Genomic DNA, 12,887 nt, shown 5'->3' on the forward strand with positions numbered 1-12,887 from the left:
TTATAGCTTGTCTTTATAGAATATCCTAACTCGACCCATGATAGAAAGCCTGTTGATTTTATATGAAATCAGGAGTTTTTATGGATTTTGATAGAGAAAATAACGGAATTAAAAAATCACCACAGTTTATTGAATCTGGGTGACGAGTCGCATGTTTCACGTTTCAAAACTGCTGAATTATTTATACATAAAGCTACTTTAGCTTCTTATCTATTTTCTCTAGTAACTCGTCTTCTGTCGGGGCCGCAACTGGGCGGTTATTGACAAAAGCGAAGGATTTTTTCCTGCCCGGACCACAATAGGATTGGCAGCCAATTTCAATTTTCGCGTCAGGATCAAGCTTTTCCAGCCGTGGAATTAATGTTTTGACGTTTACTGCCAGGCAGTCATCACACACTCTGAATTCATTGGACATCCTCGGTAAGCATCCTTTCTATAACAAATGATTTTCGTTCTATTTACGTGACTAAAAGGTATTTTACCGTTTCTATCTATGAATATCAAGAGACGGAATGGAAGGAGAAAAGATGCTTTGTCATAAGTGGATGCCCCAAATAGGGGAAGTACCAAGTCAATTCAACTTATTCTTCCTTCCCTCACAAAAAACTAGTATCCTTTTAACCTTTTTGTATAAAAAATCCATATCTTGTCCAAAATACTAGTAGAACACCTAATCAATCATTGTTACAAGATATTCATATAATGATCATTTTAAAAAGTTACCAGAAAGGGAGTATGTAGAAATGAAGGTTCGTCAAGATGCCTGGACAGAAGAGGATGATTTACTGTTAGCAGAAACGGTATTACGGCATGTACGTGAAGGCAGCACGCAACTGAACGCATTCGAAGAGGTCGGTGACAAATTGAACCGCACATCCGCAGCTTGTGGATTTCGCTGGAATGCAGTTGTCCGCCATAATTATGATAAGGCGCTGTCTCTAGCAAAAAAACAAAGAAAACAGAGACAACGGATTCTCGGAAAAGATCAGGGAGGAAAAAAACGTCTGCTCTATACACCGCCATCCCCAATGATTTCTGATATCATGGCTCCTCTCCTGCAAGAAGAGGACGTGGAATCAGAGACTGATACGGCAGTAATAGAATCTACTAATTATGAAACCGCAGAGGAATTTTCTGATGAAGCGTTCGTTCCGACACAACAAAGGAACACAAACATGCCTACCAGCACGCCGGCAATGGGCCTGGATATGGTTATCGCTTATTTGGAGTCCATGAATGGGCGATTGCTACAAGCCGAAACATTACAAACTGAAAATGAACGCTTGAAGTTAGAAATAAAAGAGTTAAAAGGACGGAATGAAGAACTTCAAAATAAAGTATCCCACCTTGAACAAAATAGCGGCTTGATGCAGGAAGATTACGAAACATTGATGAATATCATGAATCGTGCCAGGAAGCTAGTCCTATTAGAGGAGGAAGAGCGCCCGGCCACAAAATTCAAGATGGACCGAAATGGAAATCTGGAGAAAATGGCTGAATAAAGATAATGCGGGGGCCTTTTATCAGGTCAACCACATGACAAATAGCCATTCCCTATACATTTTCCGAAAAATGAGTCTGGAAAGGGCTCTTTTTTCATGTATTAGCCTGGTATCTTCTTACTAAAAGTTTCTTTTTCAGTTTCAGTGAATACTATACTCGGAAGCAACACCGAAAAAGCTGTCCCTTCCTTCAGGAACAGCTTTTTACCATTTATTTATCTTCCAATGCATCGAAGACTTTGTTATTACGTTCTACCACTCTTGTTAAGTACCCTTCATATAAAGGCCACTCTTGTGCCGAAAGGGAATCGGAAAATATCTTCCCACTATGCTCCTTCAATACGTTCAGGAATCTGAGCATAACATCTTGGACAGTTAACTTAACCCCCAATAACTCAGTAAGCGAGGCCATTACGGAAGGAGTGATATCCGGATAAGTGAATTTCGTTTCGACCTGCTTTTTGGCGGTCTGATAGAAACCTTTCACAAGTTCGGCCCTTTGTGCACCACTTCCATTGACGCATATGTATATTTGTACAGCCACACCATTGCGGATCCGGCGTTGCGATATACCGGCAAATTTCCTGCCATCGATACTTAAGTCATAGCTCCCTGGACAATAGGAGCCCACGATTTCTTTTGCTTCGATGCTAACCGGGAAATCGCTGAACATACGTCTAATCAGTTCCCACATGGCATCATATCCACGGTTTATTTCGATTTTCCGTTCGCTTTCAGGGAAAACGAGTGATACATTCAGGACTCCTTCATCTAACACGACGGCCAACCCTCCTGAGTTCCGTACAATCGCCTTGAAATCGTGCTTATCCAAATAATTAATTCCCTCTTTAAGAAAAGGAAGTTTCGTATCCTGAATACCAAGTACGATGGTTTGATGATGCACCCAAGCCCTGGCTACGGCCGTCGAGCGGCCGGAACCTACGGAGGCACATAATGTATCATCCATCGCAAAGGATTCTAGGGCTGGAAACTGGGGACCAACCGATGACTGGTCAATTATCCGCCATTCTTGCTGCCTTAATAATGAATCTGTTTCACTCATAGAAATCTCCCTCTATCAATATCATTCACGTCATTACTGGTATTGCGCAACGAATCCTTGTGCGGCTGTGATGAGTGCCAATTTATATACATCCTCTTCGCTGCAGCCACGGGAAAGATCATTCACTGGACGGTTAAGTCCTTGTAGGATTGGACCCACCGCTTCGAAACCACCCAGACGCTGAACCATCTTATAACTAATATTACCGGCTTCAAGACTCGGAAATATAAAGACATTGGCATCTCCTTGAATGAGAGAATCCGGTGCCTTTTGCCTAGCAACCGAAGGAACGAACGCCGCATCGAATTGAAATTCTCCATCCAGGAGAAGGTGTGGATCCATTTCTTTTGCCAAGGCGACGGCTTGAACGACCTTTTCCGTTTCTGGTGAATGGGCCGATCCCTTCGTAGAAAAACTCAGCATCGCGACTCTTGGTTCGATATCGAATGTCAGGGCCGTCTTGGCACTTTCCAATGCGATTTCAGCCAAATCACGGGAATCCGGGTTAATATTGATGGCACAATCCGCGAATACGTACTTTTCCTCTTCACGGACCATGATAAAGACTCCCGAGGTTTTTTGAACACCTGGCTTTGTTTTAATGATTTGTAATGCCGGTCGGACTGTATCAGCCGTTGAATGGGCTGCCCCACTCACCATTCCATGCGCCTGTTTCATATGAACGAGCATCGTTCCAAAGTAATTCTCATCCAAGAGGATTTCACGGGCTTGCTCAACGGAGGCTTTTCCGTTCCTAACCTCAACAAAAGCTTCAACCATCTCATCCATCATGATGTAGTTTTTCGGATCGTAAATTTCAATGGCATCCAGAGAAATTTTGAGGTCTTTGGCTTTCTCTTGAATTTTGCCGATATCGCCAATTAATACAGGTGTTAATAATTTCGCTTTAGCAAGCCTTCCCGCTGCTCCCAAAACGCGTCCATCCAGCCCTTCTGGAAAAACGATTTTTAGATTATTCCCTGTTATCTTCGATTCTAAAATTTCAAATAAATCGCTCACAAGCTCATCCTCCTTGAATGTATGTACCTTCTATTCATTCCTATATTACCCACTTCGTAAACTTCATGCTCTTCTTCTAAGAATACTCTAGCCGCTATTTAAATTCCAGAATCATTGGTCTTCTTCGTAAAATCGTACATATGAACATTCCTTGAACAAAGAAGAATGACTGCAGACATTTGCGGCCTGATATAAATTTCCTTATACTGAAACTATGTTATATTAAAGTTATATTAAGACATAGGAGTGATCGTAATGAGTGAAGCAGCACAAACTCTTGATGGATGGTATTGTCTACATGATTTCCGCCTGATTGATTGGGCCTCTTGGAAAACGTTGTCAAGTGACGAACGTCAATTAGCCATCTCGGAATTCCAAGGTTTATTGGATAAATGGAATACGACCCAAAGTAACAATGAAGGCAGTCATGCCCTTTATTCCATCGTAGGACAAAAAGCCGACTTCATGCTTATGTTTGCCCGTCCGACAATGGAAGAATTGAATGCCATTGAAAATGAATTCAATAAAACGAAACTTGCCGAATATACGATTCCAGCTTATTCTTACGTTTCTGTAGTGGAATTAAGCAATTATCTAGCAGGTGGAGACGGTGAGGACCCATATCAAAATCCTCATGTACGTTCAAGACTTTATCCAATCCTTCCTCAGGCGAAGCATGTATGTTTCTATCCGATGGACAAGCGCCGTGAAGGAGAAGACAACTGGTATATGCTTTCCATGGAAGAACGTAAAAACTTGATGCGTTCGCATGGCTTGATCGGCCGCAGCTATGCCGGTAAAGTGAAACAAATCATTTCCGGTTCTGTCGGTTTTGACGATTACGAATGGGGCGTTACCCTATTTGCGGATGATGTTCTTCAATTCAAAAAGTTGATTTATGAAATGCGTTTCGATGAAGTCAGCGCCCGTTATGCTGCATTTGGTTCATTCTTCGTCGGCAACATACTTCCAGAAGATAACATACCAACTTTCTTATATGTATAAGACAAAGGCTTCCGGCATCCCGGGAGCTTTTCTTTTTCATCCCCTTTTTATTTCCACTACCATGACATAAAATCCAGAATCGTCCCATACATTTTCTTTAGTGATGCTAATTTTTTTCACAGTCTCATTCAGCTTCAGACTGCCATACATGTAGTAGTTTACTGGCACGTAATAACACTATTGTGGTTTTTTGGGCCGTGTCCGGGTCTGCCCTAGATCATCCATGTAAACCGTCCCACTCCGGCTGCTATAAATCGCACTGTTTCTTCCAGCCAAGACACTCGGATGTTCAGCTGTTCAAGAACCGAAATAACCTAGAATTTCAGGAGGGAATGCAATGTCACAAAATAATCCTTATGGCAATTATCCTTATGGAGGAAACTCTTATAACCCATATGAAAGTGACCCATCCCAAAGACAGCAGCAGGGTCAATACCAGCAGCAACAAGGTTACCAACAGCAGCCTGCTTACCAACCACAGATGCCCACTACAGGCGGTACCCAGCAGCAAATCCCTACGCCGATGAACGCGCCCACTACCGGTCCACAAGTACCAGGCATGCTCCCAGTCGAACAATCTTATATAGAGAACATATTACGGTTGAATAAAGGGAAACTGGCCACCGTTTATACCACGTTTGAAAACAATAAAGAATGGAATGCAAAAATCTTCAAGGGAATCATCGAAGCGGCAGGACGAGATCATCTGATCATCAGTGACCCACAGACTGGAAAACGTTATTTGATACCAATGGTATATTTAGATTACATTACCTTTGATGAAGAAATTGAGTATGACTATCCATTCGGGGGAGCTGGACTTACCACATACTCTCCTAGATAGAAAGTGACTATGTGAAAACGAACAGCCTCAGAAGTCTTGAGGCTGTTCGTTTTACCCATGCAAAAAACAAAAGCTGACCCTGAATGCGGCCAGCTGAATTTTTCATAAATACTTATAGGCAGCAATGATCATCAGAATCCAAGCTGCTAAAAACGAAACGCCACCGATTGGTGTGATGGCACCTAACACCTTGATTTGAGTGACACTCAGAACGAAAAGGCTACCAGAAAATATGATAATGCCGATGAACATCATCCAACCCGACCAATTGATGAGTGGGCTCGTAATTTTCCCCGCCAACAAACCGATAACCAACAAGCCTGCCGCATGGAACATTTGATAATCTACAGCCGTATTCCAGGTTGCTAAATACTTATCAGGTATTTTCCCTTCTAGTCCATGTGCGCCAAATGCTCCTAGTGCCACGGCTATGAATGCATTCAACGCTCCTAAGATGATAAATAATTTCATGATTGCTCCGCCTCTCTTACTTTTTATTTAAAAATCAAATAAGGAATCCCCATTGGCTTCATCCATTTTAACCGGTTCTGCATTCGGTATGTTCGACATAACAGGTTGTGTGAATGTAATGGGCTTCATTATTTTGTTATTTTCCGAGTTTTCATCCACCATCACTTCACAAAGTGCCTGAATGGCAACTACATACCCTTGCAACTTAGTCTCTGAATTCGCCAGTTTAGCTTTTGTCACAAGCTCTTCCATTTTATCCAGCATCTTTTTGGATGAGATATCCACATTTACCACCTCGTCTGCATACATTTCTTAACTTCCCTACCTAGCATAGCAAACATTAAGGGGGAAGAAAACTTACTTTTCAATTGGCTTTGGATTCGAACTTCAAACAAGGCTCACCCGAGGAGCGATACACATCAAGGGAAGGCAGATTGGATGTTTTAAATTGAAAGGCGCGGCAACCTTTGGGGAATTTAGGATCCCACGTCACATAAAAATGCTTGCAGGCCATGCAATTTACTCGTTTCAATTTATCATGCCCCCTTTGCGGTTCGATATTTGCCAGTTGATAGGAGCCAATCCCATTTCCATAAGAAGTTCATTGGTTTTGGAGAATGGCTTACTGCCAAAGAAACCACGGCTAGCAGACAGCGGACTCGGGTGGACGGAAGTAATGATTGGGTGGCGCTTTTCAACTATCCAACGCAGTTTTGTTTGAGCTGGCTTTCCCCAAAGGATGAAAATCACCGGTGTCTCCCTCTCATTCAACAGCTGGATGATTTGATTCGTGAAGGTCTCCCACCCTTTGCCCCTGTGGGAATGTGCCTCCCCTTCACGTACAGTTAGAACGGTATTGAGGAGAAGCACACCTTGTTCCGCCCATTCGCCTAGGTAACCATTGTCAGGAACCTCACAACCCAGATCACTTTTCAGTTCTTTAAAGATATTTCGTAAAGAAGGCGGGATGCGGACGTCAGGCTTTACCGAGAAGCTAAGACCATGAGCCTGACCCTGTCCATGATAAGGGTCCTGGCCAAGAATGACGACCTTTACCTTTTCATACGGTGTACAGTGAAGCGCATTAAAAATATCTTCCGGACTCGGATGTATGGCATGCTGATTGTATTCTCGTGTGATGAATTCTTTTAAATCCTGATAATATGGCTTTTTAAATTCCTCTTTCAATAGAGGCCACCAGTCATTCGTTAAAATCGGCTTTGTCATCATTGCTAGCCCCTTTCTCGCTTTTCCAATTATTATATCAAACTCATTTTCTGATTCATGTTTCTATATACCCCTAAAAAGGGGAAATAGATAGTTAGCAAGCAATTTAAGTAAGATGGAGGATTTTCTATGAAAAAATGGTACAAACGCAAACGTTTTTATTTGCTTGTTAGTATGCTCCTTGTTGTCATCGCTGTCATTGTCTATAACAGCTATAAACCCCTGCCCAAAGGAATATCCTACGAGGGGGAGATACATCATGTCGAGGATATCGATTTCATTTATGATCTCTCTTATCATGATGAACAAGGAAAGGTACAGCATGAACAGCGAATCTTCCAGACCATCTATGATGCAATTGAAGAGGCCGATTCTTTTATCGTAATTGATATGTTCTTGTTTAATAGTTTCTATGATGAGAAAGTAGACTTCCCTAAATTAAGCAAGACTTTAACAGATAAACTGATAGCCCAAAAGAAGAAGAAACCTGAACTTGAGGTTATGTTCATTACCGATGAAGTGAACACCTCCTATAATGCATACGAATTAGACGAGTTAGAAAAGCTGAAACAAAATGACATCGAAGTGGTCGTAACCAACTTGGACCGACTCCGGGATCCCAATCCACTCTATTCCGGACTATATCGAACATTTTTCCAATGGTTTGGGGAAAGCGGGAAAGGCTGGATTGTCAATCCCATGGCTAATAATGCCCCAAAGGTCACGGCACGGTCTTATCTTCGATTAATGAATATCAAAGCCAATCACAGAAAAGTGGTAGCTACTGAAAAGACAGCCATCATCTCATCCGCAAATCCTCATGATGCAAGTGGGTTCCATTCCAATATTGCTTTCCAGATGGATGGCAACATCATCAGTGATTTCGTCAAAGCGGAAGAAGCCGCATCGAGGTTCTCTGACGGTCCGAAGGCATTTCCTGAAGTTAAAGGAACAGAGGAAGAAAATGGCCCCATTTCCGTTCAATTATTGACGGAAGGAAAAATCAACAAACATGTCCTAAAAGCCATTAGGGAAACAAATAAAGGCGATCGAATCCAGCTCGCCATGTTCTATATCGCTGACCGACACGTCGTCGAGGCATTGACCGATGCGGCCAGGAGTGGTGTCCGGATCCACATGATATTGGACCCGAATCAAAATGCATTTGGCAGTCAAAAAATGGGGCTTCCCAATCTGCCGGTTGCAGCCGAATTCGAAAAGCTAGATGAAGGGAATATCAACATACGTTGGTACAAAACCGATAAAGAACAGTTCCATACGAAACTGATGACGATTCAAAAAGAAGAGGAAACCGTCATAATTGGAGGATCAGCCAATTACACAGCCCGAAACCTAGACGATTATAATCTAGAAGCCAATGTTGAAATCCATGCCCCTAAAGATACCGAAGTCGCACAGGAAGTGGATGCCTATTTCCAGCGGCTTTGGAAAAATGAAAAGGGCGAATATACTTCAGACTATAGCGAATACCAGGATAAATTACCGTTCTTAAAATATGTTACCTATCGATTGCAAAAGCTGTTCCGTTTCACCACCTATTAATAATTAATAAGGTAAATGTTTAGCAATGGCTAAATAAGGTTATATACTACTATAGCTAATAACAAGCTGAGATATGCAAGATTCCATTTACCCAATTTAAGAAAGTCTTACACTAATATTGAAGGAGGAGTTTATATGTATCAAGTACATGTTGTAGAAAACGGTTTACAAGCTAAGGAAAAAATTGATGAGTTAGTTACAACCGGCTATACGAAGGATGATGTATATTTATTTGCTCACGATAAGGATCGCTCTAAGCACCTTACCGAAAATACAAATACTGAAGATGTCGGCATGAAGGAACAAGGTTTCCTCGATACAGTTGGAAACCTCTTCAAATCACGTGGGGACGAACTACGTAACCGAATGAGCAATCTTGGACTTACCAAAACAGAAGCGGAACGTTATGAAGAAGTGTTAGATGAAGGAAAAGTCGTCATCATTGCATCCAAACAAGACAACAAAGACGGAGTTACTCATTAATTCCCGTTAACCCATTACCCATTTACCCTATATCACATCCTATATAAAATGAGGCCCCATTCGGGAGCCCCATTTTTTGTGTTATCCAAGAATTCTTTGATACAACGCCTTTGCATGGACCATATCCTTCGTGCCATGAATTAACGCTCGGCCATCCTGGAAAATGACCATACGCTCCCCGTCTTTTTCACAAGAAAGAAGGAAAGGATTAACCTTGACTAAATAGTCACTTCCCTTTAAATCTTTGGCCAGCTTCTCTAGTTGGAGTTTCAATGGCTTTGATGGCCTGACCTGTACCGTATCCCTTCCACAAAGGACAGCGGTTTTGGTCATATTATCCGCATTTAAAAACGGATACGTCCGTTGCTCCCCACATGAAAGACAGTCCGTTCTCTTTGCTTTCGTTAATTTAATCGTTTGATATTGGTTTCGCCATAAATCGAATGTAACAAGCGTTGGTCGAACTGCTTCCCAATCTTCGACTAAAATCTTCAAGGCTTCAGCCGTTTGATGAGCCACTACCATGGTTACGGCTGGAGAGATGATTCCACCGGTATCACAGGTCATCCCTTGTACCGGAATGGTTTTCATCAGGCAGTTCATACACGGCGTTTTATCTGGAAGAATCGTCATGGTCATGCCAACACTGCCTACGCATGCCCCATATATCCAAGGTATTTGAAGCTTTTGTGATAAATCATTGATTATCATCCGAGTCTCGAAGTTATCTGTAGCATCTATTATCAAATCCACATGACCCAACAATGGTTCAAGTGAGCGTGCCGTGGCATCCATGATGACCGCCGCTACATCCACTTCGTGATTAATAGCATGCAAGTGCCGCTTTGCCGCTTCGGCCTTTGGCAGTTTATCCTCGACATCCTGTTCCGTATATAACTGTTGACGTTGTAAATTACTGGACTCGACGTAATCCCGGTCCACAATGGTCAACTTTCCCACACCTGCACGAGTCAAGGCTTCTGCATTAGCGGAACCAAGCGCTCCAGCTCCCAGAAGCAAGACATGCTTTTGATGAATGTGGGCCTGTCCTCCTTCACCGATCGGAGAAAACAAGGTTTGTCTTGAATATCGCTCAATCACTATGATTCCCCCCTATCTAATTAGCCTCCGCTGACAGGTGGTATGAAGGCGATGGTATCTCCATCAGCCACTATCACTTCGTCTCCGGCAAACTCTTCATTGACCGCTGTCATTACCGTATCCAGACCTTCCAAATGGAACTCGGCCCTAATCTTTTCCTTTAGCTGAGCCACGCTCAACCCATTTCCTTCTATAGAAATAGTCTCTTTTCCCATTTCATCTTTTAGTTGAGCAAACAAAAGTACTTTAATCATCGAGATCCCCCTCTTCTGGCTTTCCATTAGGATAGGATACGGTTTCTAGTTGATTGCCAACCCATGTCTCCCCATCTTCCCAATGTTCCTTTTTCCAAATCGGAACGATTTCCTTTATTCTTTCTATGGCATATCGATTAGCTTCATACGCGTCGTTACGATGTGGTGTACTTACAGCGATGACCACCGCAATATCCGTAATTTCCAATTGACCGACCCGGTGAGTGATCGCCGTTTCTGCGTCAGGCCAGCGCTCCTTAATCTCCATCCCGATTTGTTCTAACTTCTTGACCGCCATCGGTTCATAAGCCTCATAAATTAAGAATAGAGTCTTCTTCCCCTTCGTCATTTCCCTAACTGTACCAATGAAGGTCGTGACTGCACCTGCATCCCGCTTAACTACTTTATCTACCACTTCTTGAATGACGATCGGTTCCTTCGAAATTTCAAAATTCATGGGGTACCTTCCTTTCTGACAATTTCAGTTTGGTATATATGTTTTGCTTCTTCATAATCTTCCATTGTATTCATATTAAAAAAGAGAAGACGGAAACGCTCAGGGTCTTCATGATATAACGAAAAGTCGGTTTCCTTGATGACTTTCACCCTGATCTTTTCTAGAAAAAGCTTCATTTTCAATTCCTTCTTCTCCAGACATTCCGTTAACAAGGGTAGGCACCTTTTGTGATAGACCGCAAAGAGCGGCTGAAGCCTGCCATTGATTTCCGGAATGATGGCATCGAAATCCGATTCATAACATGAAAGCATTTCATTGACCGCCTGATCATTTACAAAAGGCATATCACAGGCACTAAGGACCTGCAGCTCTGTTTCGGAAGAGGACATTCCAGCATGGAGTCCTCCAAGCGGACCTTGACCTATATATATATCAGGAATGAAAGGTAATTCAAGAATATGATATTCTTCAGGTGAATTCGTAACAACCAGGATGTTTTCCGTAACCTTTTTAAAGACGTTCGCCACTCTTTGGATGTTCACCGCCTCGCCTATTTTCAACAAGGCTTTATTCACACCCATTCGGCTTGATTGGCCACCGGCTAAAAGCAAGATCGTACAATTCAACTGAAACACCTCCTATTATTTGATTGAACCCTTTACCATTTGGAAACGTTATAATGAATGAGTCCTTTTTAAACGAATTCGGTCGTACCTCAATAGTTTAAATCAACTTTTAAAATATTAACACTTTCACACCTTTATCAAAAGATTGAATATAGCATATTTCTCCGTGGTTTTACATTTTCAAATGGATTTTACGCATTATATCCCTTTTTCATTGAATAATTCACCATTTCAATACAAAATTTGGCTGTAATCCCATAAAAATTACCAGATGAGATTTATTCATTCTATGTCATGTCCCGCCCCATTTTAAACCCTGTATTTCCAAATATCTTCTTAGTTTTACATAATATAAATTTTGGTATATTCTAAAAATAAGATATTACGGTACACTGATAATATCCATATCATTCAATACTCCTGAGGAGGTCACATAATGACCATGAATAGAGCTATGACTGTTGCTGGTTCAGATTCCAGCGGCGGTGCAGGTCTTCAAGCTGATTTAAAGACATTTCAAGAATTCGGGATTTACGGAATGTCCGCTTTAACGACAATTGTCACCATGGATCCTAAAAACGGTTGGTCTCACAATGTTTTCCCTACACCGGTCGAAATTTTAGAAGCCCAATTAGAAACGATTCTTTCTATCGGGATAGATGCCATGAAAACAGGCATGCTTGGTTCTGTTGAAATCATTGAGCTTGTTGCTCGTAAAATAGACGAATTGAAACTGGATAAGGTCGTAATCGACCCGGTTATGGTATGTAAAGGGGAAGATGAAGTTTTACATCCGGAAACTGCTGTCGCACTTCGTGAGTTGCTTGTTCCACGTGCAACAGTCGTTACTCCAAACCTTTTCGAGGCTGCACAATTGGCTGGGACTGCCCCGATCAAAACGATTGATGATATGAAAAAGGCTGCCGAGAAAATCCATGCCCTTGGTGCCAAATATGTTCTGATCAAAGGTGGTAATAAGCTGGATCATGACAAAGCCATCGACCTTTTATACGATGGAAAAGAGTTTGAAATCCTGGAATCCGAAAAAATCGAAACGACCAATACACACGGGGCCGGCTGCTCATCTTCAGCTGCCATTACGGCACAGTTAGCTGAAGGAAAGAGCCCTCGTGAAGCCATTTATGTCGCAAAAGACTTCATTACCGAAGCCGTCCGTCATTCTTGGAAAATGAATGATTATGTAGGTCCGGTCAATCATGGTGCATACCATAAATATGGGACGCCTAAAAAATAAAAAATACTATTAATTA

The 12,887-nt window shown here is 42.0% G+C and carries 16 protein-coding genes; 6 read left to right on the plus strand and 10 right to left on the minus strand.

The genetic code is table 11. From position 1 onward, the window contains the following. Positions 1 to 193: 193 nt before the first annotated feature. A complete protein-coding gene (locus tag ACQKL0_RS02220; RefSeq protein WP_402870227.1) occupies positions 194 to 415 on the minus strand; it encodes a DUF1450 domain-containing protein in 222 nt (73 codons plus the stop codon). A 328-nt stretch (positions 416 to 743) separates the two neighbouring features. Between ACQKL0_RS02220 and ACQKL0_RS02225 the strand changes: the two genes are divergently transcribed. Continuing rightward, positions 744 to 1,502, plus strand: coding sequence for an RsfA family transcriptional regulator (locus tag ACQKL0_RS02225; protein WP_402990524.1), 759 nt, complete (start codon positions 744 to 746; stop codon positions 1,500 to 1,502). 211 nt (positions 1,503 to 1,713) lie between these two features. Here ACQKL0_RS02225 and ACQKL0_RS02230 read toward each other — a convergent pair whose 3' ends face one another. Both ACQKL0_RS02230 and pta read right to left on the minus strand, forming a co-directional pair. Continuing rightward, positions 1,714 to 2,565, minus strand: a complete 852-nt coding sequence (locus ACQKL0_RS02230; protein ID WP_402990527.1) for a lipoate--protein ligase family protein — start codon at positions 2,563 to 2,565, stop codon at positions 1,714 to 1,716. A gap of 33 nt (positions 2,566 to 2,598) precedes the next feature. After that, a complete protein-coding gene (gene pta, locus ACQKL0_RS02235; protein WP_402870221.1) occupies positions 2,599 to 3,585 on the minus strand; it encodes a phosphate acetyltransferase in 987 nt (328 codons plus the stop codon). 255 nt (positions 3,586 to 3,840) lie between these two features. Here pta and hemQ point away from each other — a divergent pair, with 255 nt between their 5' ends. Then, positions 3,841 to 4,590, plus strand: a complete 750-nt coding sequence (hemQ, locus tag ACQKL0_RS02240; RefSeq protein WP_402990530.1) for a hydrogen peroxide-dependent heme synthase — start codon at positions 3,841 to 3,843, stop codon at positions 4,588 to 4,590. A 337-nt stretch (positions 4,591 to 4,927) separates the two neighbouring features. Then, a complete protein-coding gene (gene gerQ / locus ACQKL0_RS02245; RefSeq protein WP_407408111.1) occupies positions 4,928 to 5,434 on the plus strand; it encodes a spore coat protein GerQ in 507 nt (168 codons plus the stop codon). A gap of 102 nt (positions 5,435 to 5,536) precedes the next feature. On the opposite strand, the gene ACQKL0_RS02250 is transcribed toward gerQ, so the two are convergent. The 3 genes from ACQKL0_RS02250 to ACQKL0_RS02260 form a co-directional block, all read right to left on the minus strand. Then, on the minus strand, positions 5,537 to 5,905 hold the full coding sequence (locus tag ACQKL0_RS02250; RefSeq protein WP_402870213.1) for a DUF423 domain-containing protein: 369 nt from the start codon (positions 5,903 to 5,905) through the stop codon (positions 5,537 to 5,539). Positions 5,906 to 5,932: 27 nt separating this feature from the next. Then, on the minus strand, positions 5,933 to 6,214 hold the full coding sequence (locus ACQKL0_RS02255; RefSeq protein ID WP_427685955.1) for a YwdI family protein: 282 nt from the start codon (positions 6,212 to 6,214) through the stop codon (positions 5,933 to 5,935). A gap of 219 nt (positions 6,215 to 6,433) precedes the next feature. Then, on the minus strand, positions 6,434 to 7,132 hold the full coding sequence (locus ACQKL0_RS02260) for a uracil-DNA glycosylase (RefSeq protein ID WP_427685957.1): 699 nt from the start codon (positions 7,130 to 7,132) through the stop codon (positions 6,434 to 6,436). A gap of 129 nt (positions 7,133 to 7,261) precedes the next feature. On the opposite strand from ACQKL0_RS02260, the gene ACQKL0_RS02265 reads away from it, so the two are divergent. After that, a complete protein-coding gene (locus ACQKL0_RS02265; RefSeq protein WP_427685959.1) occupies positions 7,262 to 8,695 on the plus strand; it encodes a phospholipase D family protein in 1,434 nt (477 codons plus the stop codon). Positions 8,696 to 8,830: 135 nt separating this feature from the next. Then, positions 8,831 to 9,178, plus strand: coding sequence for a general stress protein (locus ACQKL0_RS02270; RefSeq protein ID WP_402870203.1), 348 nt, complete (start codon positions 8,831 to 8,833; stop codon positions 9,176 to 9,178). A gap of 81 nt (positions 9,179 to 9,259) precedes the next feature. On the opposite strand, the gene ACQKL0_RS02275 is transcribed toward ACQKL0_RS02270, so the two are convergent. From ACQKL0_RS02275 to mobA, 4 genes are read right to left on the minus strand one after another with little or no spacing between them, the layout of a single operon-like run. Beyond that, the gene (locus ACQKL0_RS02275; protein WP_427685961.1) at positions 9,260 to 10,279 is read right to left on the minus strand and encodes a MoeB/ThiF family adenylyltransferase; all 1,020 of its coding nucleotides are present in this window, start codon (positions 10,277 to 10,279) and stop codon (positions 9,260 to 9,262) included. Positions 10,280 to 10,299: 20 nt separating this feature from the next. Next, entirely contained in the window at positions 10,300 to 10,533 is a 234-nt protein-coding gene (gene moaD / locus ACQKL0_RS02280; RefSeq protein WP_402870199.1) for a molybdopterin converting factor subunit 1, read from the minus strand. Next, positions 10,526 to 10,990 carry a molybdenum cofactor biosynthesis protein MoaE gene (locus tag ACQKL0_RS02285; protein ID WP_427685963.1) on the minus strand — a complete coding sequence of 155 codons (465 nt, stop codon included), beginning with the start codon at positions 10,988 to 10,990 and terminating at the stop codon, positions 10,526 to 10,528. Before ACQKL0_RS02285 ends, moaD begins: the two co-directional genes overlap by 8 nt. Then, the gene (mobA, locus tag ACQKL0_RS02290) at positions 10,987 to 11,616 is read right to left on the minus strand and encodes a molybdenum cofactor guanylyltransferase (RefSeq protein WP_427685965.1); all 630 of its coding nucleotides are present in this window, start codon (positions 11,614 to 11,616) and stop codon (positions 10,987 to 10,989) included. The genes ACQKL0_RS02285 and mobA overlap by 4 nt, the downstream gene beginning before the upstream one ends. A 436-nt stretch (positions 11,617 to 12,052) precedes the next feature. Here mobA and pdxK point away from each other — a divergent pair, with 436 nt between their 5' ends. Further along, the gene (gene pdxK / locus ACQKL0_RS02295) at positions 12,053 to 12,871 is read left to right on the plus strand and encodes a pyridoxine/pyridoxal/pyridoxamine kinase (RefSeq protein WP_402870188.1); all 819 of its coding nucleotides are present in this window, start codon (positions 12,053 to 12,055) and stop codon (positions 12,869 to 12,871) included. Positions 12,872 to 12,887 lie beyond the last annotated feature (16 nt).

Source organism: Peribacillus sp. NPDC097264, from assembly GCF_050277925.1.
Classification (GTDB): Bacteria; Bacillota; Bacilli; order Bacillales; family DSM-1321; genus Peribacillus.

Bases quoted from the DNA above. Each gene is read 5' to 3' on its own strand.
- ACQKL0_RS02260 (WP_427685957.1), bottom strand. From the start codon at position 7,132: ATGACAAAGCCGATTTTAACGAATGACTGGTGGCCTCTATTGAAAGAG.
- ACQKL0_RS02250 (WP_402870213.1), bottom strand. From the start codon at position 5,905: ATGAAATTATTTATCATCTTAGGAGCGTTGAATGCATTCATAGCCGTG.
- ACQKL0_RS02225 (WP_402990524.1), top strand. From the start codon at position 744: ATGAAGGTTCGTCAAGATGCCTGGACAGAAGAGGATGATTTACTGTTA.
- ACQKL0_RS02285 (WP_427685963.1), bottom strand. From the start codon at position 10,990: ATGAATTTTGAAATTTCGAAGGAACCGATCGTCATTCAAGAAGTGGTA.
- moaD (WP_402870199.1), bottom strand. From the start codon at position 10,533: ATGATTAAAGTACTTTTGTTTGCTCAACTAAAAGATGAAATGGGAAAA.
- ACQKL0_RS02220 (WP_402870227.1), bottom strand. From the start codon at position 415: ATGTCCAATGAATTCAGAGTGTGTGATGACTGCCTGGCAGTAAACGTC.
- ACQKL0_RS02265 (WP_427685959.1), top strand. From the start codon at position 7,262: ATGAAAAAATGGTACAAACGCAAACGTTTTTATTTGCTTGTTAGTATG.
- ACQKL0_RS02255 (WP_427685955.1), bottom strand. From the start codon at position 6,214: ATGTATGCAGACGAGGTGGTAAATGTGGATATCTCATCCAAAAAGATG.
- hemQ (WP_402990530.1), top strand. From the start codon at position 3,841: ATGAGTGAAGCAGCACAAACTCTTGATGGATGGTATTGTCTACATGAT.
- pdxK (WP_402870188.1), top strand. From the start codon at position 12,053: ATGACCATGAATAGAGCTATGACTGTTGCTGGTTCAGATTCCAGCGGC.
- ACQKL0_RS02270 (WP_402870203.1), top strand. From the start codon at position 8,831: ATGTATCAAGTACATGTTGTAGAAAACGGTTTACAAGCTAAGGAAAAA.
- ACQKL0_RS02230 (WP_402990527.1), bottom strand. From the start codon at position 2,565: ATGAGTGAAACAGATTCATTATTAAGGCAGCAAGAATGGCGGATAATT.
- gerQ (WP_407408111.1), top strand. From the start codon at position 4,928: ATGTCACAAAATAATCCTTATGGCAATTATCCTTATGGAGGAAACTCT.